Origin of the sequence: Streptococcus sp. HMSC36C04 (assembly GCF_001839535.1) — a bacterium.
Lineage (GTDB): Bacteria > Bacillota > Bacilli > Lactobacillales > Streptococcaceae > Streptococcus > Streptococcus hominis.
In genome coordinates, this window is the sequence record NZ_KV841604.1 from 23236 (window position 1) to 49375 (window position 26140).

Genomic DNA, 26140 nt, shown 5'->3' on the forward strand with positions numbered 1-26140 from the left:
TATCAAAAAAGGAGCCGAAACTCCTTTTTTATTCTATTCTTAAGCATTAAAACTTTCTGTTAATTGCGGAACGACTTGTTTCTTACGAGAAACAGCACCAGCAAGGAAAGCGTGGTTGTTTTCAAGAACAAAATTGAAAGCTGCTTCTACCTTATCCATATTGCGACCGATTGCCAGGATTTCTGAGTTTGAGTTGACAATGTCGGTAATCATCAAAACGAAGTCAGAATAACCATTAGCTGCGTTTGCTTTTTCAATAGCTGCTTCCAGTTCACCTTGACGTTCCAAGACTTCTGCAATATCAACTGTGTTGACCTGTGCCACACGAACTTGATTTCCGTTTAATTCAAATGTTTTAGCATCAATATCAATCAGTTCTTCTGCTGTTTTGCTGGCTAAATTCGTTCCAGCTTTAAGCATAGCCAAACCGTATTCTTCCAAATTCACACCAGCCAATTCAGCCAATTCTGGAGCAATGACTTTGTCACTTGGATGTGTAGTTGGTGATTTCAAAAGAAGGGTATCTGAAATCAAACCGGAGAGCATCAGACCAGCCAGTTCTTTTGGTACAGCTACGCCAGCTTCTTTAAACATGCGGTAAACGATAGAAGAAGCTGAACCGACAGGTTCCAAACGCATATACAATGGACTTGCCGTTTCAAAATTCGCTACACGGTGATGATCCACAACACCGTACACTTCTACTTCTGCAATGTCAGAAATAGATTGTTGAAATTCATTGTGGTCTGTTAAAATGACTTGCTCAACTCCTTCTGCCTTTGCAGATGTCACCACACGCGGTGCTTTTACACCAAAAGTATCCAAGATAAACGCTGTTTCTTCATTTGGTTCTCCCAAAGCAACCGCTTCTGTATCCAATCCATAAGCCTCACGTGCAAGGTAAGCAAAGGCTACAGCTGAACCAATCGCATCTGAATCTGGATTTTGGTGACCGAAAACTAAAATTTTAGACATGATAGTACCTCATAAACTTTTTATACACCCTATTTTAGCACAATTTTAAGATTTTCACAAAGAGAGTAATAGAAAAGCACCCAATTGTCAGCTTTTCTGGCTAACTCCTTGAGTGCTTATTAACATTTCACTTTTTTGTATCAACTATTGTGTACGCGGTTCATGTACTCGGTATAGGATTCTGTTTTCATAAGCTCTTTGGCATTTTTTACTCGATCAGCAGTTGGTGGTTTTATGCCTTCTAATGGATAAGGAATACCCAATTCACGCCATTTGAATTCTCCCATTGTATGATACGGCAGCACTTCAAATTTATCAACTGTTTTTAAGGTTTTGACAAACTCACCTAACTCTTTTAAGTCATCATCACGGTCTGTCAAAGTCGGAACCAAAACATGACGAATCCACATTGGAACACCTTTATCAGATAGATATTTTGCACATTCCAAAATATTTTTATTAGTATGTCCTGTTACAAATCTATGCTGGGCATCGTTGATTTCTTTAATATCCAGCAACACTAAATCAGTCACTTCAAGCAGGCGATCAAAAACTTTGAGATACTCTGGCGTATTGCGGAAAGGCATCGCACAAGTATCTAAAGTACAATGAATCCCCAGCTCTTTAGCCTTGGTAAAGAGAGCCGTCACAAAATTAATCTGCAAGAGGGCTTCACCACCACTTACTGTAATCCCACCTTTTTTACCCCAAAAGCCACGATAACGAAGCGCTTCTTGCAAAACGTCTTCAACCGTTCGCTCTCTTGAATTATTTGTTTCCATTGCCCATGTATCTGGATTGTGGCAATATTGGCAACGCATTTTACAACCCTGTAAAAAGACAATGAAACGGATACCAGGCCCATCAACAGCTCCAAAACTTTCAGTCGAATGGACCATACCTGTTACTTTTCCATAATCAATGACTTCTTTTTCCATCGTCTTATCCTCTTGAAAACGTTTTATAATACTATTATAACACTTCTTTTCTAGATAGAGGCACAATTTGTCTATTTTTTAGAAAATAATCTGTTTTTCAGTTTCATTTTCAATATTTTTCAAAAACGAGAGAAATCTAAAACTCTCTCGTTTATCATCTATTCCTTTTAATCCGTCACTTTCTTTCGCCAAAAGAGGGTTGCACTTAGGATGACAAGCCCTACAACAGCGACTTCAGCACCTGTTGTTCCTGTAGATGGTAAAATTCTCTTTTTAGTTGGTTTATCATCTCTATTTGGTGGAGTTGTGCTGTCACCAGAAGGTTTTGGCTCAGTTGGTTGTGTCGGTGTCGTATTACCTTTCTTCTGACTAAAATCAAGCTGTGCAATAACGGGATCGTGATCTGACGCCCGACCGTGTTCTTCCATAAAGGAAGCATTGATATGAACTGGTGAGAATACTGTTTTATCCGCAATATTTTTTGAAACAAAGATATTGTCTAAACTTTGATTGCTGCCACGGTAGAAGTAAGAATACCGATCAGCTGCATCATGATTGAGCATCATATTTATCAATTCATTACCAGCCACTGCTTTGGCAGTTTCTGAAAATTCAAAGTCATTAAAGTCACCAGTCAAAACAAACTTCAAATTTGGATTTTGCTTCAACCCTTCTTTTACAAAGGCATTCAGCAACTTAGCTTGTTCAATCCGTTGTGCCAATGTATTTTGTACTGCAGGCTGTTTTGAACCATAAACCGCATCGTCCCCGAGCTTGGATTTCAAATGATTGGCAATCACGACAATCCGTTCGCCTTTAAATTCAAATTCTGCTGCTAAAGATTTTCTAACTCTTTCAAAGACTGGATTAGTTGGGTCTATTCTGGCAGGATTTTTCACCAAATGACCGTCCTTGAAAGCAGCCGCTTCTGTGCTACTTCCTGCTTCACGTTCTACTAGCTTCACTCGTTGAGGATTGTACAAGAAAGCTACACGAATATTGGAGCCAGGTTTTCCTCCATCTGCACCGTCAACAGGAGCTACTTCGACATACTTATACTCTTTGCCGCCTAATTGTTTAATCTTAGCAGCTAACTTTTCCCCGCTTTTAACACCACTTACTGTGCCGTCATTGACACTTCCGTTATTATCTTGAACTTCTATGAGTGTGATAATATCTGGACTATGGATTTCATTGATAAAGGATTTGGCAATTTTCTCCACTTTTGCATCAGGTGTTTCGCCCACTGCATTGTTCGCCGAGAAGTTTTCGATATTGTAAGAAGCAATCGTCAATTTATCTTCACTTGGGTAAAGCTTAGAAACCTCTCTTTGCAAACCACCGTCTTGCAAAGCTGGCAATTGGGTTGGCTCCAACTTAAAGACTTTACTGCGATAACTCACGACTCCAACAACATCTTCATTAAAGTAATCTTTGGCTTTGGCAACAAACCTATTTCCTACATAAACTGGAATGGTTGCCGTATTTTGCGCATTCGGACGTAAATTGACGCCACCGATATTATTTAACGGTAATTCTTGATAGCCAGCAGGCAACAGGTAGATATCTCCGCGATATTGCGGCCCAAGCACACGAGGTTTTTTAACTGTTGTCAGCATGCCTTCCAGACTTTCCCAATAGTCCAAGGCATCATGCTCTGGATCATAGACAGTCGGAGTATTGTCTACGATATCTTTTGGCATACGCTCTGAAATATTGACAGGAGCTGGTAATGCCGCTGTTCCGTCTTTTGTTACCTTTGAAGCTATCAATTGCGTGACAGTTAAGCTATCAGCTGGTTTTTTAAATTGTTGGCCCGAACGGATGCTTAGCGACTCCATGTAACCTTCTTTAACTTCACCTTCAATCGTCAATCGGTCTCCAACGGCTACTTTTTCCTTTGAAACTACATAGATAGCATCTGAAGTCTTTGTGTTCCCGTCAGCTTTGATGTCTTGTGCATAAAAGCCATATTGATCCGTTTTAGTGACGACTACATTTGACACACGCACCTTTTTCCCATTATAAGGCGATTCATGTGCTTCGCCTTGAATTTGACCAATATTGGCTACCTCGGTAAATTCCGAAGCAGCGGCTCTTGCTTCACTGCTTGAAGCTTCTGTCTTAGGTGTTGCTTCGCTTGTGCTACTTGGTTCATTCGTACTACTCGTACTGCTTGCTGAACTTTCAGAAGTTGTTTCTGATGATTGCGACTGAGTTGTCGAAGCAACAGAACTAGACTCTGAAGTCGTTGTTACAGAAGTTTCTGAACTTGAAGAGCTCGCCTCATTTGCCTGAACAACAGGACTTAGAACGCAACTAGCTAACAAAATAGCTGTCGCAAACAATACAGGCAATTGCTTTGAAGTTTTTTTCATATATTCTCCTTTACATCATAATTTGGAAATCAAATTTCCTTGAGATGTATTTTTACCGTAATTATTATAAATAAAACAGAAGGATAATGCAAGCGCTTTCTCTTGGGTTTTAAAAAATCGGCTGAACAATTCAGTCGATTTTAGGATTTATTGCTACATTTAGTGTTTATTTACAATAATTGCCAAACTTTCATAAGGTCTTAAGGTTACAACTGCTGCTGTTTGAGCTTCTTCATAATTAGAAAGGAGCACTTCGCCATTTTGATACTCTGGTAAAATATCTATCGTAATCGGATCTGGATAGAAGTTATTGAGTACCAGAAGTTTTTCGGCCCCCAATTGACGCTCGAAAGCATAAACTTGCTGACTGTCTTCATAAACTGGTCGATAGCTGCCTTCGGCAATGATAGGAAGCTCCTTGCGAAGAGCAATCAGTTTTTGATAGAAAGTGAAAATCGGGCCCTGCATCTCATTTTCAACATTGATTTCAGGATAAGATTTCCCAGCTTTGAGCCAAGGGATGCCTGTCGTAAAGCCAGCATTCGCTGAATCATCCCACTGCATAGGAGTGCGAGAATTATCGCGAGATTTGGCCTGAATAATTGCAAAAGCTTCTTCTGGTGTGTTGCCTTGCTCCAGCAGCATCTGATAGGCATTGATAGATTCTACATCCACATAATCTGCCATAGAGTCATAGTCTGGATCCACCATGCCAATTTCTTCTCCCATATAGATATACGGCGTGCCGCGAGACAGATGAATGCTGGCCGCAAGCATGGTTGCTCCTTCATTACGGAAATGCTGAACATCAACAAAACGATTTAAAGCACGTGGCTGGTCGTGGTTGTTCCAAAATAGAGCACTCCAGCCGTCATGGTCACTCATTTCCTTGCCCCATGTATGGAAAAGACGCTTGAGCTCCTCAAAATCAAATTTTTTCAAGCTCCATTTTTGACCATTTTCATAATCCACCTTTAAATGATGGAAATTGAAGGCCATAGACAATTCGTGACGTGCCGGATCTGTATAGAGAATGCAGTTTTCAATAGTAGTCGCACTCATCTCCCCGACAGTTATAAATGAGTCAGCCTGTCCGAAAGTCGCTTCATTCAGCATGTGCAAGTAGTCGTGTACAATGGGCTTGTCCGTATAGGCAGGCTTACCATCATTTTCCGGACAGTTTTCCAACACCTCATCTTTTCCAATCAGATTGATGACATCAAATCGAAAACCTTTGACACCCTTGTCCCGCCAAAAATTGACAACTTTGAAAAGTTCTTCACGGACATGAGGATTGCGCCAGTTAAGATCAGCTTGCGTCACATCAAAAAGATGCAGGTAGTACTTGCCCATTGTTCCAAAAGGCGCCCAGGCGCTGCCGCCAAACTTAGACAGCCAGTCTGTTGGCTCATCGCGCAGAAAGAAAAAATCTTGGTAGTACGGATCACCAGCTAAAGCTTTTTGAAACCATTCATGCTCAGTTGAGCAGTGATTTAAGACCATGTCCAGCATGAAATCAATGCCGTGCTCTCTTCCAACTTGGACCATCTCTTCAAAGTCAGACATCGTTCCAAAAAGAGGGTTGACAGCTGTGTAATCTGAAATATCATAACCATTATCACGCTGCGGGCTGGGATAGAAAGGATTGAGCCAGACCATACCCACTCCTAATTCTTTAAGGTAAGGAATTTTCTCAATAATACCTTGAAAATCTCCTATCCCATTGCCGGTCGTATCTTTAAATGATTTTGGATAAATTTGATAGACGACTTTTGTCTTATCTAATGCCATTTGTCTTCCTTTTCTATTTCTAAAAGAAAGAGGTGGGGCTTGCGCTCCTCCCCTTTATCGTTGTTACTTTTATTCTTTGCTACGAGCCTTTGTGCCTCTCGTTAAGAGATTGCTGCTTGGATTTCCAGCAGTGAGGCAAATGGATTACTGAGATAAATTTGTCTATTCGTTAGATAAAATCCTGCTCACCATAGCTCGTATCAAACATTTTACCCGATTCGAGTAGCTGTCATCAGCTTATCTCCACGTCTAACAGTTCGCGGTAATGTTCCCTGTTCATCAGCCTGAAATTGCTCTTGATTTGTGATAATCACAGGTGTTTCAGTCACTAAGCCAGCTTCCTGAATAGCTGCTATATCAAAACTAACCAGTTTCTGACCTACGCTCACTCTGTCTCCTTGAGCCACATGAGCTTCAAAACCTTTTCCGTCGAGATTAACAGTGTCCATACCGATATGCATGAGCAATTCGACACCTTCATCTGACACGATTCCAACAGCATGGTTGGTTGGGAAAAGTACTGATACTGTCCCGTTCACAGGGGCCACCAGTTCTCCCTCACTTGGAAGAATGACAACTCCTTGTCCCATCACGCCTTGAGCAAAGACGGGGTCAGTTGCTTGGCTTAATTCTTTGACTTCTCCAGTAAGCGGGCTGACAATTTCTGCAAAATCCACTTTTGCTGCTGCTTCTTTAGCTTCGTCAATCGCTTCAATTTGCGGTGATTTCACACTTTCATCTTCCGTTTTTGTAAGCATACCTGTCTTGCGGAAGAAGAAGGTCAATAGCATTGGTACTACAATGGCCACCAGCATAATAAAGAAGAATGGCAGCATGTATTTAGCTTGGATAGATAAAATACCTGGAATCCCACCGATTCCGATAGCATTGGCTGTTACATTAAAGGTTACCGATAACAGACCTGCGATAGAAGAACCAATCATCCCTGCCACAAATGGGTAGACATACTTCACATTGACACCGAAAAGTGCTGGTTCTGTAACACCTAGATAAGCAGAAATCGTTGCTGGCAGAGAAATCTGTGCTTCACGTTCATTATGACGGTTCATCAAATAGTAAGCAAACACAGCTGAACCTTGAGCGATATTGGACAAGGCAATCATTGGCCATAGTGCTGTGCCACCTGTATCTGCAACCAGCTGTGTATCAATGGCATTAGTCATGTGGTGCAGACCAGTGATAACAAACGGAGCATAGAGAGCACCAAATATCGCACCAAAGAGCCATTTAACAGGACCAGTCAGACCAGCAAGCACCGCTGTTGACAGCCATTGTCCAAGTGTCCAACCAATTGGACCAAGGACTGTATGCGCTAGAATCAAGGCCGGAATCAAGGATAAGAATGGCACAAAAATCATGGACACAACTTCTGGAATGCGTTTGCGCCAGAAGATTTCAAGATAAGATAGCGACAATCCTGCAAGCAGAGCTGGAATAACTTGTGCTTGGTATCCAATTTTTCTAACTGTAAAGAAGCCAAAATCCCACACCCAGTTTTTAGCAATTTCTGAAGCCGGTGTGCTAGCTACTGAATAAGCATTGAGCAATTGCGGTGATACCAAACAGATTCCAAGAACAATTCCCAAAATCTGACTGGTTCCCATTTTACGAGAAACAGACCAAACAATACCAACAGGTAAGAAGTGAAAAATCGCTTCACCCGGTAGCCACAAGAATGAGTTTACCCCGCTCCAGAACTGTGATACATCCACAATTGTATTGTAAATCGGAGTACCGTCTTTAGCAAACTGAGCAACACCGTCAACCATTTTTTGACCGAGCGCCTGAATCTGCACACCTTCCAGAATATTGCGGAAACCGAGAATCAGCCCCCCAACGATAATGGCTGGAATAATTGGAGTGAAAATTTCCGCCAGCATTGTCATGACACGCTGTACTGGATTCTGATTGCTTTTGGCAGCAGCTTTGGCTGCTTCTTTTGATACTCCTTCAATCCCTGAAACAGCTGTAAAATCATTGTAGAAAATCGGCACATCATTTCCGATAATGACTTGAAACTGCCCTGCATTTGTAAAAGTTCCCTTTACAGCTGGAATGGCTTCAATTGCTTTTACGTCTGCCTTCTTTTCATCTGCCAATACAAAGCGCATCCGAGTTGCACAATGGCTGACAGCTGAGACATTCTCCTTGCCGCCGATAGCATCTAATAGCGTCTTGGCGTCTTTCTCAAATTTTCCCATTTTCTGTTTGGCTAGGCTTAACCTAACACTCTCCTTCTTTTTTTCATCATTGTACAATTGATTGATACATTTATTGTAAACGATGCCAAAGATGTCTGCAAGTTGTTTGTAGTAAAAAAGGCTCTTTTTTGGTAAAATTTATTTAGTTGTATGCTAAAAAGAAAACATGTGAGGATATCATGAAAAAATATGAACAAATTTTTAAACTCTTAGAACAAGATATTCTAAACGAGAAATATCAGATGAATGATTATCTTCCTAGCGAACACGAACTTGTCCAGACCTACAAGGTCAGCCGTGACACGATTCGTAAATCGCTTGATTTGCTTCAAAAAGCTGGTCTCATTCAAAAAATGAGAGGTCAAGGCTCTAAAGTCATCCAACAAGAACAGATTGACTTTCCCGTTTCCAACCTAACTAGTTACCAAGAACTTGTCCGACAACATGGAATGAATTCTAAAACCAATGTCATCCAGTTAGAAAAAATTACAGTTGATAAAAAATTATCCAGTCTTACTGGTTTTCCTGAATATCGTCTGGTGTGGCGGATTATTCGCCAAAGGGTCGTTGACGGGATCGCCTCCGTCTTAGATATTGATTACCTTGATAAGAGTTTTGTCCCTTCTATTAGCCGTGAAATTGCAGAGCATTCAATTTATGCTTATTTAGAAGATGAACTGGGACTACACATTGCTTACGCCCAAAAAGAAATCACAATTGATCCAGCTACCAATCGTGATAAAATATTGATGAGCATTGGAAATGACCACCATGTCGTCTCTGTCAAATCAAAAGTCTATCTCGCAGACGGACAGCAATTTCAGTTTACAGATAGTCGTCATAAACTCGAAAAATTCCGTTTCGTTGACTTTGCCAAGCGGCAAAAATGATCATGACCCTTCACAAAATTCACTCTTCAATATTTAAAATAGCCAAAAAGGAAGAATGTCATCGATCTGCTTCCTTTATTTTTAATGTCATTCACATATTATAAAAAGTAAAGCAAACTTATCAATTTTTGAAAAATAAAAGAAGCTGAGATTATTTCTCAACTTCTTCCTCTTCTTCTACTATTTCAGAAACTTCTACTTTGAGCTTTGTCACACGTCCATTTTTCACTTTATCATTGGTTAAAATGAGCTTTTTATTCTGACTTTCTACTTCATAACTCAAACGCTCTTTCACGTCGGGTATCGAACCTACGCCCGTCAAATAATAACCCGCAATGGTATCAACGTCATCACTTTCCAGTTCAACTTCAAAATACTCGTTAAAGTCATTCAAACTCATGGTTCCAAGGACGAAATAAATATGGTCAGAAACCTGATACACCTCTACTTCAGCCTTATCTGTTTCATCATCTATCTCACCGACAATCTCTTCCAATAAGTCTTCAAGTGTTACTAAGCCAGACATACCACCATATTCATCTAGCAATATTGCCATTTGATTTTGGGTGTTTCGCAACTCTGTCAACAAGTCATCTACAAAGATGGTTTCTGGTACAAAGAGTGGTTCTTGTAAAATTTTTCGCAGCACAATGTTATCAAAACCATTGGTAAACGCCTCATTTAACAGACGTTTGGTGTGAATAAGCCCAATAACATTATCCTTGTCATCATCATAGACTGGGATTCGTGAGAAATTCTGCCTCAAAATACTTTCGATAATTTCCTTGGTATCATCATTGATGTCCACCATAAACGCATCGGTACGCGGCACCATTACCTCACGCGCCATCATCTCATCTAGTGAAAAAATCCCCTGCAGCATTTCAATTTCATCTGCATCCAATGTTTCTTCACTATTGGTCAGCATATACTCAATCTCATCACGTGTCATTTTCTCATCTGCATCATCAAAAGTCATGGGAGTGATTCGACTGAGCAGATTGGTAGAGGCTGATAAAAGCCAAACAAAGGGACTGACAATTTTTCCCAAGAAGATGATAACTGGCGCTGTATGAACCGCTAAGGAATCTTTGAGGTTCAGAGCGATTCTCTTTGGATACAATTCACCAAAAACAATCGAAATATAAGTCAAAATAGCAACAGATAAAAAGCTTGCAATGGCTCTTGCAGTCTCGGAATTTCCCATCCAAGAAGCAATTTCCTGACCGAGTGTATTGGCCAAACTAGCCCCTGACAAAATCGTAATCAAAGTAATCCCAACTTGAATAGTGGACAGAAAATGATTAGGATTTTCCAAGACTTTTAACAAACGAATGTATTTTGCATCGCCTTCTTCAGCTTTTTGCTCTACACGAGCGCGATTTAAAGATACCATCGCCATCTCTGCTGCTGAAAAAAAGGCATTTAAAAGTGTTAAAACTAGTAATAGTAAAGCTTGCAGTAACAAGGTCTGACTGCTAGGGTCTTCCATGAATGTTCTCTCCTCATATATAAGTAATCTTAATTATAGCATACTTTTTGACTTCTTGCACAAGGAGTGTTAAAAAGAAAAATTTGGAGGGAAATTACAAAGATAATGATTTATTAAGATTCTAGATTTTGCAGAACTGTTTCCAAACGTGAAATTGCGTCAACAGGAAGTGCCGTTTTAGGGTATTTTTGATTAAAGGCAAGCAAGAAGTTCAGCCGTATTTGCATTCTTTCTCTGATTAACTGTTTATAGCGAGCATCAAAATTCGGAATCGGATAGCCTTCACATTCCATGTATTCGAATCCTTCCAACGGTCCAAATGGTTTAAAATCTGCCGCTTCATCAACAATTTTTTCAATAATATTCAAGCTGACCTCTTTTGAAATTCCCTTTCCCATATAAAATCCAGTATTAATGATATAGCAGTCGACACCAGATTCAAAGAGACTACGGAATTTCCGATAATCTTCCACCAAAGGATACACTCTAAATGGATTGGCATAAGGTTCAATGACTAAATCATCGTGCTTCCCAGTGACATTTTCAGCATTGGAACGCTTGGTCATCAAGGTACAGCCCATCGTAGAAGCCATCAGCGGATCGTTGATTTTGATCAAAGGTGGGAGAGAATCATCTTTCATAATCCAGAAAATGGCTTGAATCGGCTCATCAATTCGATCGACCCGATTGGGTGTTGCAAAGCGAGACTTAACTGTCCGACCATTTCCGTTTCGAATATCTTCTGTCACTAATTTTTTTAATCCATTGTCATCTAGTGTCACACCACAATTCTGAACGGTCACAAAGAAATCTTGTTCCTTATGTCCAATTGGATAATCATTCGTTTTATCAAAATAGGACGGTTCCAAAGCAATGGAAGAGCCATCTTTGACAGAAATAATAAAGGCGTCATCATGCAAAACCTTAATATCATATTTTCCATTATGTTTGGCATGAGTCAGCGTGGATTTTCCTGAGCCAGATAACCCAAAGAAGGAGGCTACATAGTCTTTCTTTTCAGCCTCTTCTTGTTTAAAGATTTTCAAACCACCGTGACAAGCTACATATCCATTTCTAGCAGCAGTTGCCCAAGCTAAGGTTAAGGTCGCTTTTTTCAACTCACCAAAGTAATTTAAACCCAAAATAATGACACAATTGTGCTGAGTATCAAAATAAACCAACCCTTCAGGATAATCTGGATGCTTCCATTTGGGGTCAAAAAAGACAAATATATCATTTTCATCGTACTTTTTAGAAACTCTCAAACGATTTTTAAACTCTTCATCCAAAATTTGAAAGTTTAAAAGCCAAGAATAAAGATTGTTGATTTCATCTTCAGGAACCATGAGATGAGCACAAGCCATAAAGGCTTCATCTAGCCCTACAACTGCATCTGCCTTATAAAATTTTCGATGATGAGCCTGATAAATTGCACTGCGTACTATCGAAAGCAACTTCTCATCTTCCTCACTGTCCCTACCAAAAATCCGTCGAGCTTTAGCCGTTCGGCCAACAACTGCTCCAGAATTCGTTAATAAAACGCGAGCATAAGAAGGCAAGCCCAATTCCTTTGTATGAATGACAGGCATATCTAAGACAACTGTCCCAGCAGCTGCGGAAGCCAATTGATACGCTTCTTCTACGGTTTTTATTGCAACAACCTGATTTTCATAAAAAGCTGTTTCAATGATTGCCTTCAAAGGAGAGAAATAAGAAGAATCTTTTCTTATTTCCTGCGGAGAATATTTACGACGTGTTACCATAAGTGTACCTCCTCTATCTTATTAGTTCTATTTTAGCATAAAAATACACTTATAGTTTTAATAAAACGTATTAGAAAGAAAAAGGAGTGGCATTCCGAACTAAATTTTGTTGCAATTAGTTTGCTTCCACTCCTCTATATTCATTATTCTAAAACATTAGGACACAGTCCTTCTGAATTTTTTATTTATCTTTCGGACTTTGAAATCATTCAACGTCATACCCTTATTTATTAATAATTCCGTACTCCTCATTTTTCTTTTGCTCCTGCGCAGCTCGGTGATTATCATATAAATTTGCTAGGAATTTTGCAATTTCTTTCAAAATAGAATAAATCGGAATCGCTACAATCATCCCAACAATCCCATAAATATTACTTGACAAAAGCAAGAGAACCATAATGGTAATGGGATGCACCTTCATCACGCCACCTACAATCCGTGGATAGAGAATATTTCCGTCAATTTGCTGCACAATTAACATATATATAACTGCAATCACCATTTTTTTCGGATCGGCAATCAGATAAGTGATAATCATCGGAATCAACCCAATGCTTGGACCCACATAAGGAATAAGATTAGCAATCATAGAAAAAATAGCAAATATCAAAGCATATTTCAGACCAATAACACTATAGCCAATGAAAGCCAACGTTCCAATAATAAACGCATCAATCGAAATCCCACTAATATACCGAGCAATCGTTGCATTAAGATTGGTCAATAATTTCGTGATGTTGAGCTTATCCCGCTTCAAAACAGTTCTTTCCAACATGGGCAGTAATTTATCCCCGTCAATTAAGAAATAGACCAAAAAGATCGGCGTCATGATGAGAATCAAAAATGTATTCACTACTGCTGAAACGACACTCCCCAGACTATTGGTGACACTATTTAAAATATTTTGCAAAATATCCACATAAGACAAATTTAACTGCTTAATAATAGACTGGATATTCAGATTTTTAAAGAGAGAGTGCTGCGATAGCTGGTTAATCCAATTTTGCAATTCTCCATAAACATTTTGACTAGAAGAAATCAAACTTGTCAACTGCGTAATCAAAATAGGTAGCAGATAAATAATGCCCAGAGCAATAATCCCAAACAAGAGAACCAAGGTAATCAAAATTCCAAAAATCCTCTTAATTTTCAGCTCTTTCTCCAGGAATTTCACTAATGGGTTCGTCACATAGTACAAAAATCCCGCAATTAGAAAAGGAATTAAAACCGTATTTAAAACGCTCACAAAAGGGGAAATCAAGCCGTCCATTTGCCGCCAGATAAAAAAGATAATGGTTAGTAGTAAGACTTCTGTTGTCCAAAAAAATAACTTACTTTTATGAAACATACTGTTCCTCCTATCAGCTATTCTATCATATTTTCCACTAAAATAGAGTACTTTTTGTAAACGACTTAAATTATTTTAGGAACAGATTCTTTCGTTTCCCACAATCAAAACTTATTTTTCCATTTATTCTCGTTTGTAAACCATTTTCACATGTACACGTGATTCTAAGATGAAGGGTTCACTAACAGCTTCAAATCCAAATTTCTCATACAAGCTCACCACCTGCTCTTGCGCCTCTATGTGGATCTCTTTTTCAGGCCATTTTTCAGCACAAGTCTCCATAATAGCTTGGACCAACTTACGACCAAGCCCTTGACCGCGAGTAGAAGCCGCTGTTACGACACGTCCAAAATGAATAGTAGTGCCCGTTTCAAATACTCTCGCATAAGCATCTACCTCGCCGACTTCATTTTCATGAAAAATATGGATAGCTTCTAAATCGTGCTCGTCCAAATCATTATAAACACTATTTTGCTCTACGACAAACGTTTCCAAACGCAATTTTAAACATTTATAAAATTCTAAGGTGGTTAATTCCTCAAATGTCCTTTTATACCACATACTTGTTTTCCCTTCTTCTTTATTATATAATAATTGTAAATGCAACTATAAAAGGAGCCTTTTATGGATTATCGTCATCTCTTTCGTCAAATGGGCATAATTTCTCGCCAAGCCATGATGAATATGAATCATGAAGCCAGCCAATATAACCTAGATAATAATCTCTTTCTTATCCTTATCCGCATTGTTGAGCATGAAGGACTGAATCAATCTCAACTTTCTCATATGGTAAAAATTGATAAAACAACACTTAGTCGCTCCCTCAGAAAACTAGAGGAAAAAGGATTTATCACAAAGAAAGTCAACTCTCAAAATAAGAAATTTAAAGAGCTCTTCCCTACGACGAAGGCTTTGCAAATCTACGACCGATTGATTGGATTTGAAACGACCTATATCCAGACTGTCATGAAAGATTTGACTTCCTCTGAACTCTTTCAATTAGAAGCCATCCTCAATAAAATAGAAAATTCTCAATGAAATCAGTATAACATGCATTAGTTGCATTTGCAACTTTAAAATTGAAAAATGACGAGGCTGGGACAAAAGTCCTTAACCTCGTCAGATTTTTATGAGTTTCTTGCAAGTCGCAGTGGTTGAGTGGGTTCTATGCGGTTGATAAATCAACCTTTACAGCCCTACTCAACTGTGCGGGGATGGGACGACAAAATCAACTTTCTTCGAAATTACCGATTTTTGTCCCACTCCCTTTTGATTATTTTGTTTCAAATCCTTCTGCAACTGCTTGCGCAAAATGTTCTTCAACGATTTCTGCACAGTGGTCACAAACAATTGCATGATAACTGCGTTCTTTGACTGTTTCATCTACCCGACGGCAACGCTCACAAACTTGTCCCTCTGCATGCTCAACTGTAAAGGCTACATCCTCGAAAGCAATAGCATTTTCAGGAGCTTCCCCGTCTGCGATTGTTAATTTAGAAACAATGAGAAGTTGCGCAACGTCGCTATTAACCGCTTCAAGTAGCGTTCTCACGACTTCATTTGGATAAACAGTCAAGTGAGCTTCCAAGGATTTTCCAATCACTTTTTCGTTACGTGCTTCTTCCAAAGCTTTTTGCGCTTGACTGCGGAAGTTCATAAAGGCTGTCCACGTATCCAAGATTTCTTCCTCATTAGGGAAAGTAAGCGCATCTGGCAGTTCCGCTAATTGAACAAATTCTTCTGGCTCATGATCTAAGTAAGACCAGATTTCCTCTGCTGTATGTGGAAGAATTGGGGTCAACAATTTTGTAATTTTTACTAAAATATCATAAAAGACGGTCTGCATTTGGCGACGTTCCAATGATTTAGCTGCTTCAATATAGACAACATCTTTTGCAAAATCAAGATAGAAAGCTGATAAATCAACTGTCACAAAGTTTACAATCGCTTTGTAAATATCCAAAAATTCAAAATCTGCATATGCTTCACGAATCGTCTTGACAAGTTGGTTAAAGCGAACAGTCATGTACTTATCAACAGAGCGAAGGTCATCATAGGCAACAGCGTCTTCTTTTGGATTAAAATCAGAAGTATTAGCAATCAAGAAGCGCAAGGTGTTACGGATTTTTCGGTAGGTTTCAGACACTTGACCAAGAATATCCATAGAGATACGCACATCGTTGCTAGAATCCACACTCGTCACCCAAAGGCGCAAGATTTCAGCTCCAAATTGTCTTTCAACATCACTTGGAGCAATGGTGTTGCCAAGAGATTTCGACATCTTTTCACCTTTGCCGTCCAAAGCAAAGCCTTGTGAAAGGATTTGTTTATAAGGAGCCACTCCATGATTTGCAACAGATGTGATGAGAGAGGAGTTAAACCAGCCACGATATTGGTCAGAACCTTCAAGATACAGGTCGGCAGGATAAGTCAATTCAGGACGATTGACCACTACACCATTCCAAGAAGAACCTGAATCAAACCACACGTCCATGATGTCTGTTTCTTTAGTGAACGTACCATTTGGTGACCCTGGATGAGTAAATCCTTCTGGAAGCAAATCTTTCGCTTCTCGTTGCCACCAAATGATAGAGCCATGTTCCGCAAAGAGCTCAGCCACGTGCTCAATTGTTTGCTCTGTCATAATCGGTGTGCCGTCCTCCGCATAGAAGATTGGAAGTGGCACTCCCCAAGCCCGCTGACGCGAAATGACCCAATCTCCACGGTCACGGATCATATTGTAAAGACGAACTTTACCCCATTCAGAGTGGAACTTCACTTTTTCAATCTCATCAAGAATTTCCTGACGGAATTTTGAAACTGAAGCAAACCATTGCGGTACTGCACGCCAAATAATTGGCTTTTTCGTCCGCCAGTCAAATGGATAAGAGTGAGAGATTTCTTCTTGCGCAAGGAGAAGTTGACCTAACTTTTCAATTACTGTAGGAACTACCTTGTCATAAAATTGCCCTGCAAAATCTGGACCAGCATTTTCCATCATGATACCACGTTCATTGACTGTAACGGCTACTTCTAAGCCATTTGCAATCCCAACATTGTAGTCGTCCTCACCAAAACCAGGAGCAGTATGGACAATTCCTGTACCGGAATCTAGTGTAACGTGGTCACCAAGAATCACCAATTCATCTACTTCCTCATCCCACGGGTGCTCTGTCACGATATGATTCAGTTCAGCACCGCGATGAGTTGCCAAGACCTCTACATCTTCCCAGCCGAATTTTTCAGACAAGCTATTGAGCAAGTCAGCAGCAACGACAAATTTACGACTTTCCCCAGCTGGTTTTACCACAACATAATCAAAGTCAGCACCTACTGTCAAACCGCGAGAAGCCGTAATAGTAAATGGTGTTGTTGTCCAAACCACAATATAGGTATCTGTGTCTAGCACATTTTTGCCGTCTTTTACCTTATTTGCATAGTAAAGAGAGGTTGAAACCAAATCATGATACTCAATTTCTGCCTCTGCAAGAGCTGATTCAGATGACCATGACCAATAAACTGGCTTCGCACCGCGGTAGATATAGCCTTTTTTCGCCATTTCTCCAAATACGCGAATCTGAGCAGCTTCATAATCCGGAGTCAACGTCACATATGGATGCTCCCAATCACCAGAAACACCTAAACGTTTGAAATCTTCTCGTTGTTTGTCTACTTGGCTGAGTGCGTAATCTCGACAAAGTTTTAAATACTCTGCCAAATCCATTTCTTTTCGCTTCACACCTTGCTTTGCCAGAACTTGCTCAATCGGAAGACCATGAGTATCCCAGCCTGGAATGTAAGGCGCATAATAGCCAGACATCGATTTTGAACGAACGATAATATCTTTAGAAATCTTGTTCATTGCATGCCCAACGTGAATATTTCCATTAGCATAAGGAGGGCCATCGTGAAGTGTAAAGTGTGGTTTACCTTCATTCAATTCTTGACGACGTTGATACAACTTTGCATCTTCCCACTCTTTTTGCCAAAGAGGTTCTTTATTCGGCAAACCAGCACGCATTGGAAAAGCTGTTTTTCCAAGATTAAGAGTTTCTTTTAATTTCATAAGTTCTCCTTTTTCATATTAGTAACAAATTAAAATAAAAAAACCACAAATTCATCCAAAGGACGAAAATTCGTGGTACCACCTTCATTTAGACAAGAATAAGATTCCTATCCCTCTTACTCGTAACGTGAGTTAAGCGTTAAATCTTACTGTTTTCAGATTTAAGTTTGCAAAATGATAATCCTAACAAAAGGGATTGCAGGTCTCTCACCGTCACCTGCTCGCTGCGAATATTTTGTTAGCATCTTGTTTTTACATTCTCTTATAAAATATCTACAGATTCTGTTGAAGTAGCTTCTGAATCATCTGTTGAAATCTCAGCATTTGTCAGATTTAATCCTAAGACAGACTCATCTAATGTTTCAAACGCTTGTGTTTCGGCTAATTCACGATTTGCTTCTTCAATGCGTCTTTGTAATTCTTCCATTTCCTCTGGAGAGAACTGACGCGTCACATCCACTTCATCTTCTTCTGGAGTCGTTACAACTTCACCCAAAGCAGACTGAACAACTTCTTTAAAGGCTTCATCACTAGTCTGCAAGTAAGTAGCTGTTGGGCGAAGAATATCTTCCCATTCTGAAGAATTCACAATGCTTAATTGACTTTCAATGGTTGATTTTAAACGTTGGTGGAAAACACGCGTTTTATTTTTCAACTCTTCTGTTTCAACAGCCACTTTCTTAGCATTATCAGTCGCTTGACGAAGAATTTCATTAGCCTTGTATTTTGCCTCATCCAACAAATGTTGGGCCTCTTGCTCAGCCTTATGAACAATGTTTTCAGAACGGTCATTTGCCGCTTGTTTTACACGTTCTGCCGTATCTTGTGCAATCAATACAGACTGGCTAAGGGAATCCTTCATCTCATCAAAATAGGTCAAACGTTCTTCCAGATTTTTAATTTTTGACTCTTGTTCATGATTGACACGAACTAAATCTTCATAATCTTGGACAATGATGTCAAGAAATTCATCAACTTCGTCAACATCATATCCTCTAAATTTGTGAGCAAAAGCTTTATCTTTAATTTCTAACGATGTAATAGCCATATTTTCTCCTTACTTACTAGACAATAATTCAACAGTTAACTTGTACTTCCCATTTTTTGAAAAGCCATTTTCTCTTAAAACTTTTACTCTCCCATATCCTCGTATACTGATCAAGTCATTCAATAACAATTGATGACTGGGATTATCCAGCATGGAATAGTTTACCTTAACTTGCTTTGTTGCTATCAGCTGAGCGGCAATGCTTCGTGACAAATGAAATGAGGCAGCTATCACTTTATCCAAACGCATACTAGAGACAAGCACATCTCTTGGCTTTGAATCAGTTTGAGCGATAATTTGTTGTGAAAAATCTACTTGCTTTAATTTTACAGGTGTCTTTGCTATCCTTGAGATATGATTGATGAAAAATTGAGTGAATTTCTTATCTACCATAATTTGTGCTCTACCTGAAGCTACAAGAATATCACCAAAAACTTTACGTTCAATCCCTAATTGATTCAATAACGTTCCCATTATTTGCGAATGAGTTAAATGGTGAAATTTATTCGCATAGCTAATTTCTAACAACTCCATTTCAAAATCACTTAATTGCAACTCATAGTAGAGAGGAGCAATAATGACTTTAGCAAATTCACTCGTATAATAATCCGAACTTGAAAATATTTGCAATTGTAAATGATTTCCAAGATTGCGTAAAACTTCAACTTGATATGGATTTACAAACGAAGTTACTTCAAAAGAATAAGAATCCTCAACTCGCTGCATCTTTTCTAAGCTTTTATCAACAAATTCACGATCTTCTTCTGTAAAATGTTGGTATAAATGTTTAATATTCTTCATGAATTTAAGCTAAAAGCAAAAGAGCATTCAAAATGATGCCAGAAACCAAATTCAAAAGAAAGATAACGATAAGAATCGTCCAATCAAGACCAGCAAATTGTAAATTGAAACGTTGAAATGGTTTCAAAACAGGCTCTACTATCCGTAAAATCAACTGACCAAGTGATGTTTGATAGGCACCCGGAAACCAAGATAAGAGAGCATACACCACTAAAATAAATGAATACACTCTTACCAAATTATAAAGTATGTTTACAATCCAAACCATGTTTTTATCTACGTTTCATATCAAAATCAAATTCGCCACTTTGCAAATCATCAGGCAATTTTAAATCCTCAATATTTACAATAACATTGATTGGTGTTAAAAGGTACATTGTACTCGCAACTTTTTTTATGTTCCCAGCAAGCACATAACGCGCACCATCCAAATAATCCAAACAACGACGAGCTTGCACTTCTGTCATATATTGAAAATCAATCAAAATGCTTTCATTAACAATTAACAAATCAACAATTTCAGTTGTTTCTTCATATTTTCTTGGATAACGAACATTGATTGTCACTTTGTCATCTGAAATTGTCCGATGTTGTGCCAATTCTTGCTGGCGCGCATGAAGACGAGTGATATTCTCATTTGCTCCTGACCTTGTAGAAGATTGTACAGAACTACTTGCTGTATGTACTGTTCTTTCTTTAGTAGGTGTTACAGATTGACTACTCGCACGTGGTGGTAGCTCAGGCGTTTGAACGCCAGCATCTTCACCATCTTCCGTAAAGTAATCAATGAATTTATCAAATCTATCTTTAAGAGACATAATACTTTCCTATTTAAAAAATGCGGTACCAATTCTGACAAAAGTCGAACCATTTGCAATAGCTATTGTATAATCACGGCTCATTCCCATACTTAAATCAGTAAAAGGCATATTAGGTAACTGTTTACGTTGTAATCTTTGCTGTAATTGATAGGCTTGTTGGAACATGACATTTAATTCCGCTTCATCTGCTTCAATTGGTGCCATTGTCATCAAACCTACAATCTGAATGTTTTCAAGTTTTTCTAGCTCAGGTAAAATCGTATCTATTTCCTCTACAGCAAAACCATGTTTACTAGCTTCTTTGGAAATATTTACTTGTAAAAAGCATTTAATGATATGTTCAGCTCTTTTGTTGATTTCTTGAGCTAATTTTACTGAATCTAAGGCATGGAAATAATCAACATAATTGATGACGTCTTTCACTTTCCGCCTTTGAAGTGTACCAATTAAGTGCCAAATTACACGTTCATCTTTCAGAGCCTGATATTTCTCTAGAAATTTATCAACTCGATTTTCACCGATATGATGAATTCCTGCTTTAACCAGCTCTTTAGCAGTAGAGCTGTCAACATATTTGGTGACAGCTATTACTTCTACTGAATTTTTTGAGCGATTAGCTTTTTGAGTAGCTTGTGCTACATTTTCTAAAACTTGATATGTATTCTTTGCTAAATCCATTTTATCGGTTTTTAAAGAATGGTGGTGTTTCTAATTCATCGTCATCAGAACTGGTGTCTTCATAACGTTCCACAGCTGGTGCGGCACTCGCATCTGTTGAGCGAACAATATTCTCACGACGCAAATCCCAATCACCAAATGCTGAAGCCTGTGGCGCTTCTGTCCGTTGACGACTTGGCTTTGGAACTTCAAGATTTTCAGTCAAATCAAAGTTACGGTCATAACCTTGGCTTCCTCTAGAATTACGATTTTCACGAGTTCCAGCTGCATAAGAATTTTGTTGAGCAACTGGACGAACACCACTTACTCGATCAATTTTTTCTTGACGAACACCCGTTGCAACAACTGTCACACGAATTTCATCTTTCATGCTGTCGTCAATAGAAGTACCTAACCAGATATTAACACCATGACCTGCTGCTTGATTGACGATTTCTGACGCTTCTTCTGCTTCAATCAAGGTCATATCAAGACCACCTGTAACGTTGATGATGACATCTTCAGCTCCATCAATTGTTGTTTCAAGAAGTGGTGAATAAATAGCCTTACGTGCAGCTTCAATAACACGTTCTTCGCCACTACCAATACCAATTCCCATAAGAGCATCACCTTTATTTGCCATAACGGTTTTCACATCGGCAAAGTCAAGGTTAATAAGTCCTGGGCTTGTAATCAAGTCCGTAATTCCTTGTACACCTTGACGAAGGACATTGTCTGCTTCGCTCAAAGCTTCAAGAAGAGGAGTTTTCTTATCAACAATTTCAAGTAAATTATTGTTTGAAATGATAAGAAGTGTATCTACATGCTCACGAAGTTCATTGATTCCTTCAATCGCAAAGTTACCACGCTTACTTCCTTCAAAGCCAAACGGGCGAGTAACAACTGCAACAGTTAAGGCACCAAGACCCTTTGCAATACGAGCAATAACTGGTGCAGCACCTGTACCAGATCCACCGCCCATACCAGCAGTAATGAACACCATATCAGCTCCCGTAAGAGCTTCCGTCAACACTTCTTCGCTTTCTTCAGCCGCTTTACGACCGATTTCAGGCTGTCCTCCAGCACCTAGACCGCGAGTCAACTTTGGTCCAAGCTGAATAACGGTTTCTGCTTTTGAGCCACTCAGAGCTTGCACATCTGTATTGGCAGCGATAAATTCAACGCCTGATACTCCTTCATCAATCATGCGGTTAATGGCATTACCACCACCACCACCGATACCAATAACTTTAATTACTGCTCCTTGTGCCGCAGCTGTATCAAATGAAAATGTCATAATGTATTACCTTCTCCTTTAATCAAACATATTGCCAAGTAGATTTCGAACACGATCTGTCAATTTTTCTTTTGGTTGTTGAGATTGTGTCGGAAGTGGTTCGGGACGTTCAACTTCTTCTGCTGGTTCAGCAATCGGAGTCACAATTGTTTGTTGCGGCTGAGTAAAGCGCTGCAACGGATTGAACGACTGACTTTGTTGAGTCGGACGAGAAAATTCAACCGGTTGATGACGCAGAAGTTCATCACCGTGAACAGCAACTTGTGCTAAAACATCCACTTCAGATAGATTTCCAGCATATTCTGATAAGCTAATGACATGAGCAAAAGCTGGATTACGAATACCGATTTGATTTGGTACGTATAGTTTAACAGGAACACCGAAAACTTCTTGCGCCAATTCCACCACACCTGGTAAAATTGCACCACCACCAATAATAACAATTCCACCTGGAAGTTCTAATAAGTGTCTTCTTTCTAAATCTTGCTTGATTTGTTCAAAGATATGTTTAACACGTGCTGAAATAATTTCTGCTAAATAGCGCTCTGTTACTTCAACTGGTTCAACTTCTCCAATCACTTCCACTTGGAAGGACTCATTGCTAGCAGCAGGTACGTATGCTTCGCCATAGTTAAACTTCAAGCTTTCTGCAAGTTTTTTAGAAGTTTTTAAAACTTTTGAGATATCTTTTGTGACGTATTCGCCACCTTCTTGATAGATATTAGTAAATTGCAGTTCTTGGTTGCGAACAGAAGCTACTGTTGTTTGACCACCACCCATATCAATGACAGTTGCACCAAATTCACGTTCTCCTTCATTTAGAACAGATTTGGTCATAGCAAGCGGAGAAATGATAATATTTTCTACTTGAACTCCTGCTCGCTCAACTGTTTTTCGTAAATTATGAAGAATAGTGCGTGGTCCTGTGTAGAGAAGCCCACGCATTTCTAAACGAATGCCCATCATTCCACGAGGATCACGGATACCTTGGAAGCCATCTACAATAAACTCTTCAGGAATAAAGGTAATAACTTCACGGTCTGGAGTCATACTTTTTGTCAAAGCAGATCTCACAACATTTTCAACATCTGCATCTGTAATTTCTTTCGTTTCGCTTGTTACAGGAATCATACCTTGCGTTGGTTCAATCTGCAACAAGTTAGCAGGCAAGCCAACATTCACCAGCTTAATGGAAATACCTGCTTTTTCCTCTGCTTGTGAAATTGCAGATTTTATAGCACTTGCTGCTGCTTCGATATCTACAATGATACCATCTTTTACGCCAGCACTTTTGGCATTACTAACCCCAATTACATTTAATTCATTGTTTACGTGTTCTGCTACCAAGACCTTAATGGAGCTTGTTCCGATATCTAATCCTGTAAAAAAGCCATCTCTAGCCATTAGACCATTCCTCTCTATCTACCAAGTTTCTCACTTATCAATTTAACTATCAAAAAAGTATAGTTATTCAAAGCATATTATAACATAAAAAAATAAAAATTGGGTAGATTTTCTGCATTATTTTAGCTATTTCTATAACTAAATATTCCTGCTTCCATATCCACAACGCTTGTTTCCGTCAATTGTGGTTTAATTTTTTCATAATAAGGCAATTTTTTAGCTACTTCTGACAAAGGAACTAGAATTTTATTTCCATCTGTCATAGTGATTGTCAGCAAATCTTCAGTCGCTTTACTCGGTGTATGCTGAACCGTTTGAATTTCTGATTTGATTGTATCAGAAATACTTGATAATTGTTGCACAAATTTCTTAAGCATTGCTTTATCTGAAAAATCAAGCGTTATATAACTTTTTGGCAACTGTGATTTTTTAACCGGAGTAGCAATTTCTTCTCCACTAGATAATACTGGGAAATACTGCTCCCCAGAATAATCATACGCAACCACTGTGTATTCTGTTATTTTTATTTTAAATGTAATCGGAAATTGGTAACTTATCTCTGCTTTTTTCACCCATAGATTTGATAATTTAATATTTCTAGCATGTGCCTTTTGACTCAAATACGTCGTCAAGGTGTAATCCTCTTTTTGAATACTAGAAGCATCCAGCACCTCTGTTTTTGAAAGCTGTTTATTGCCCGTCACCTCTATGTTCTTTAATTTTGAATAGGGACTTATAAAATAAACAGCTAAAATTAACAAAATAGAACTTAGAATCAATACTGGCAAAGCACGGTAAACATGACGAGGAGCGATTTTTTCTCTTGTCTCTTTTGCTTCCTGCTTAGCTTGTTTGCGTTCTGCTTTCTTCTTTTTTCGCAAGGACGCTTTATCAAGAGACGCATCTTGTTCTTCCTCGGAGAACTCTGTTACAGTGGATTCTTCTAAGTCCTCTGATTCTGCTTCTTGAGTATCAGATGTTACTTCTGTTTTTTCATCTTCCTCGCCTACATCTGATTTTTCAGGATTTGGCAAATGCTGCTTTTTTTGCTCTGCCAATTCTTTCTCTTTTTCAGCTTCTTCTTGAGCCTTTTTTTCAAGGTATTCCTTGTTTCTTTTTTGCCACTCAGAAAGTTTTTCTGTTTCTTGCTCTTTCTGATCCTCTTGCTTCTTTTTTGTCATTTTCTTCCTTTATCTATGTCATTTTTTAAAAGGTTATAAAATTCATCTAACGATTTTATTTCGTGGGACTGTTTCATGTTTTCTTCATAAAATTCTTTCTGTTCAAGCAACTCTGTTATCATTTTTTGAAGATTTTCCAAATTCAATTGAGGCTCGTCTAATTTTTTGGCATAGCCTTTTTTTACAAAATATTCTGCATTTTCAATCTGGTCACCACGACTTGCTTCGCGTCCCAAAGGGACAATTACATGAAGCTTTGCCATAGCCAACAATTCAAAAATAGTATTAGATCCGCCACGTGTAACAACGACATCCGCCAAGTCCATCAACGGTTGATAGAGGTCAGTCACATAGGCAATTCGGTACAGATGATTTGATAATTCGTCTAAGCTAGCATCGCCTGATAAATTGATAATATTGTAATGCTGAGTTAGCTCTGCTTTATTTGCCGTTACAAAATCATTAAAAACCTTTGCTCCCGCTGACCCACCAACAAACAGGAGTGTCGGAAGGTTTTCATCAAAATGCTGCTGAATGGCTTGAATCTGATCATTTGGAGCAGTTATTTTTTCTCCTACCTTTGTTACAGCTCCCACATGCTCAATTTTTGTCAACGCATGGGCTTGTTCAAAAGTAGAATACATTTTTGTCGCACATTTGTAAGCAATTTTATTTGCTAGACCAATAGAGAGGTCTGACTCATGTACATAAACTGGAATCCCAGCTAAGCGAGCTGCAATGACAGGAGGAACCGATACAAAGCCACCTTTAGAAAAGAGAGCCTGCGGACGAACCTTTAACATAATTCCTAAAGATTGCAAAATGCCCCAAGCCACTTTGAATACATCTAACATATTTTGCCAAGAAAAGTAACGGCGTAATTTCCCCGTTGCTATAGAATGAAAAGTGATATCCAAACCTGACTTCTGGATTTCTTGGTATTCAATCCCATGCTTGTCACCAATATAGTGGACTTGCCAACCTGCTTCTAGGAATTTTGGAATGAGTATAAGGTTTAGAGTCACATGACCAACCGTTCCTCCACCTGTAAATACAATCTTTTTCATC

Annotated in this window: 20 protein-coding genes and 2 pseudogenes; 2 read left to right on the forward strand and 20 right to left on the reverse strand. The window is 39.0% G+C overall.

From position 1 onward, the window contains the following. Window positions 1-39 precede the first annotated feature (39 nt). The 5 genes from HMPREF3249_RS07175 to treP all read right to left on the reverse strand — a co-directional run bounded on the left by HMPREF3249_RS07175 (window position 40) and on the right by treP (window position 8304). Window positions 40-975 carry a manganese-dependent inorganic pyrophosphatase gene (locus tag HMPREF3249_RS07175; RefSeq protein ID WP_003043618.1) on the reverse strand — a complete coding sequence of 312 codons (936 nt, stop codon included), beginning with the start codon at window positions 973-975 and terminating at the stop codon, window positions 40-42. 140 nt (window positions 976-1115) lie between these two features. Beyond that, window positions 1116-1913: a pyruvate formate-lyase-activating protein gene (gene pflA / locus HMPREF3249_RS07180; RefSeq protein WP_059221050.1), complete on the reverse strand. Its 798-nt coding sequence runs from the start codon at window positions 1911-1913 to the stop codon at window positions 1116-1118. Between the two features lie 167 nt (window positions 1914-2080). After that, entirely contained in the window at window positions 2081-4291 is a 2211-nt protein-coding gene (locus HMPREF3249_RS07185) for an endonuclease/exonuclease/phosphatase family protein (RefSeq protein ID WP_059221052.1), read from the reverse strand. Between the two features lie 159 nt (window positions 4292-4450). Next, window positions 4451-6082: an alpha,alpha-phosphotrehalase gene (gene treC / locus HMPREF3249_RS07190; protein ID WP_049533478.1), complete on the reverse strand. Its 1632-nt coding sequence runs from the start codon at window positions 6080-6082 to the stop codon at window positions 4451-4453. Between the two features lie 209 nt (window positions 6083-6291). After that, on the reverse strand, window positions 6292-8304 hold the full coding sequence (gene treP, locus HMPREF3249_RS07195; RefSeq protein ID WP_059221054.1) for a PTS system trehalose-specific EIIBC component: 2013 nt from the start codon (window positions 8302-8304) through the stop codon (window positions 6292-6294). A 179-nt stretch (window positions 8305-8483) separates the two neighbouring features. On the opposite strand from treP, the gene treR reads away from it, so the two are divergent. Beyond that, window positions 8484-9194, forward strand: coding sequence for a trehalose operon repressor (gene treR, locus HMPREF3249_RS07200; protein ID WP_059221057.1), 711 nt, complete (start codon window positions 8484-8486; stop codon window positions 9192-9194). Between the two features lie 151 nt (window positions 9195-9345). Here treR and HMPREF3249_RS07205 read toward each other — a convergent pair whose 3' ends face one another. From HMPREF3249_RS07205 to HMPREF3249_RS07220, 4 genes are all read right to left on the reverse strand, one after another. Further along, window positions 9346-10686: a hemolysin family protein gene (locus HMPREF3249_RS07205; RefSeq protein WP_049533481.1), complete on the reverse strand. Its 1341-nt coding sequence runs from the start codon at window positions 10684-10686 to the stop codon at window positions 9346-9348. A 113-nt stretch (window positions 10687-10799) separates the two neighbouring features. Beyond that, window positions 10800-12449, reverse strand: a complete 1650-nt coding sequence (locus HMPREF3249_RS07210; RefSeq protein WP_059221059.1) for a phosphoenolpyruvate carboxykinase (ATP) — start codon at window positions 12447-12449, stop codon at window positions 10800-10802. A gap of 223 nt (window positions 12450-12672) precedes the next feature. Then, window positions 12673-13797 carry an AI-2E family transporter gene (locus HMPREF3249_RS07215; protein ID WP_003028351.1) on the reverse strand — a complete coding sequence of 375 codons (1125 nt, stop codon included), beginning with the start codon at window positions 13795-13797 and terminating at the stop codon, window positions 12673-12675. A 123-nt stretch (window positions 13798-13920) separates the two neighbouring features. Then, entirely contained in the window at window positions 13921-14358 is a 438-nt protein-coding gene (locus HMPREF3249_RS07220; RefSeq protein WP_049533483.1) for a GNAT family N-acetyltransferase, read from the reverse strand. A 63-nt stretch (window positions 14359-14421) separates the two neighbouring features. Between HMPREF3249_RS07220 and HMPREF3249_RS07225 the strand changes: the two genes are divergently transcribed. Next, window positions 14422-14835: a MarR family winged helix-turn-helix transcriptional regulator gene (locus HMPREF3249_RS07225; RefSeq protein WP_003028354.1), complete on the forward strand. Its 414-nt coding sequence runs from the start codon at window positions 14422-14424 to the stop codon at window positions 14833-14835. 235 nt (window positions 14836-15070) lie between these two features. Here the strand turns inward: HMPREF3249_RS07225 and ileS are convergent, their stop codons facing one another. The 11 genes and pseudogenes from ileS to HMPREF3249_RS07275 form a co-directional block, all read right to left on the reverse strand. Continuing rightward, complete coding sequence (gene ileS / locus HMPREF3249_RS07230) at window positions 15071-17863, reverse strand: isoleucine--tRNA ligase (protein WP_070496980.1); 2793 nt, start codon at window positions 17861-17863, stop codon at window positions 15071-15073. Between the two features lie 262 nt (window positions 17864-18125). Next, entirely contained in the window at window positions 18126-18911 is a 786-nt protein-coding gene (locus HMPREF3249_RS07235) for a DivIVA domain-containing protein (protein WP_003028356.1), read from the reverse strand. 9 nt (window positions 18912-18920) lie between these two features. Continuing rightward, the gene (locus HMPREF3249_RS07240; RefSeq protein WP_049533485.1) at window positions 18921-19712 is read right to left on the reverse strand and encodes a YlmH family RNA-binding protein; all 792 of its coding nucleotides are present in this window, start codon (window positions 19710-19712) and stop codon (window positions 18921-18923) included. Between the two features lie 4 nt (window positions 19713-19716). After that, a complete protein-coding gene (locus HMPREF3249_RS07245; protein ID WP_003028359.1) occupies window positions 19717-19980 on the reverse strand; it encodes a YggT family protein in 264 nt (87 codons plus the stop codon). A gap of 4 nt (window positions 19981-19984) precedes the next feature. Then, a pseudogene (locus HMPREF3249_RS07250) lies at window positions 19985-20350 on the reverse strand (cell division protein SepF); the annotation flags it as partial. Between the two features lie 96 nt (window positions 20351-20446). Beyond that, window positions 20447-20530 (reverse strand): annotated as a pseudogene (locus tag HMPREF3249_RS09810) (cell division protein SepF); the annotation flags it as partial. Between the two features lie 9 nt (window positions 20531-20539). Continuing rightward, entirely contained in the window at window positions 20540-21211 is a 672-nt protein-coding gene (locus HMPREF3249_RS07255; RefSeq protein ID WP_003028361.1) for a YggS family pyridoxal phosphate-dependent enzyme, read from the reverse strand. A 1-nt stretch (window position 21212) separates the two neighbouring features. Continuing rightward, the gene (gene ftsZ, locus HMPREF3249_RS07260) at window positions 21213-22487 is read right to left on the reverse strand and encodes a cell division protein FtsZ (RefSeq protein WP_003025701.1); all 1275 of its coding nucleotides are present in this window, start codon (window positions 22485-22487) and stop codon (window positions 21213-21215) included. 18 nt (window positions 22488-22505) lie between these two features. Further along, window positions 22506-23891, reverse strand: a complete 1386-nt coding sequence (ftsA, locus tag HMPREF3249_RS07265; RefSeq protein ID WP_049533486.1) for a cell division protein FtsA — start codon at window positions 23889-23891, stop codon at window positions 22506-22508. 122 nt (window positions 23892-24013) lie between these two features. Next, window positions 24014-25072, reverse strand: a complete 1059-nt coding sequence (locus HMPREF3249_RS07270; RefSeq protein ID WP_059221064.1) for a cell division protein FtsQ/DivIB — start codon at window positions 25070-25072, stop codon at window positions 24014-24016. Next, entirely contained in the window at window positions 25069-26139 is a 1071-nt protein-coding gene (locus HMPREF3249_RS07275) for a UDP-N-acetylglucosamine--N-acetylmuramyl-(pentapeptide) pyrophosphoryl-undecaprenol N-acetylglucosamine transferase (protein ID WP_059221066.1), read from the reverse strand. Before HMPREF3249_RS07275 ends, HMPREF3249_RS07270 begins: the two co-directional genes overlap by 4 nt. Between the last annotated feature and the right edge of the window lies 1 nt (window position 26140).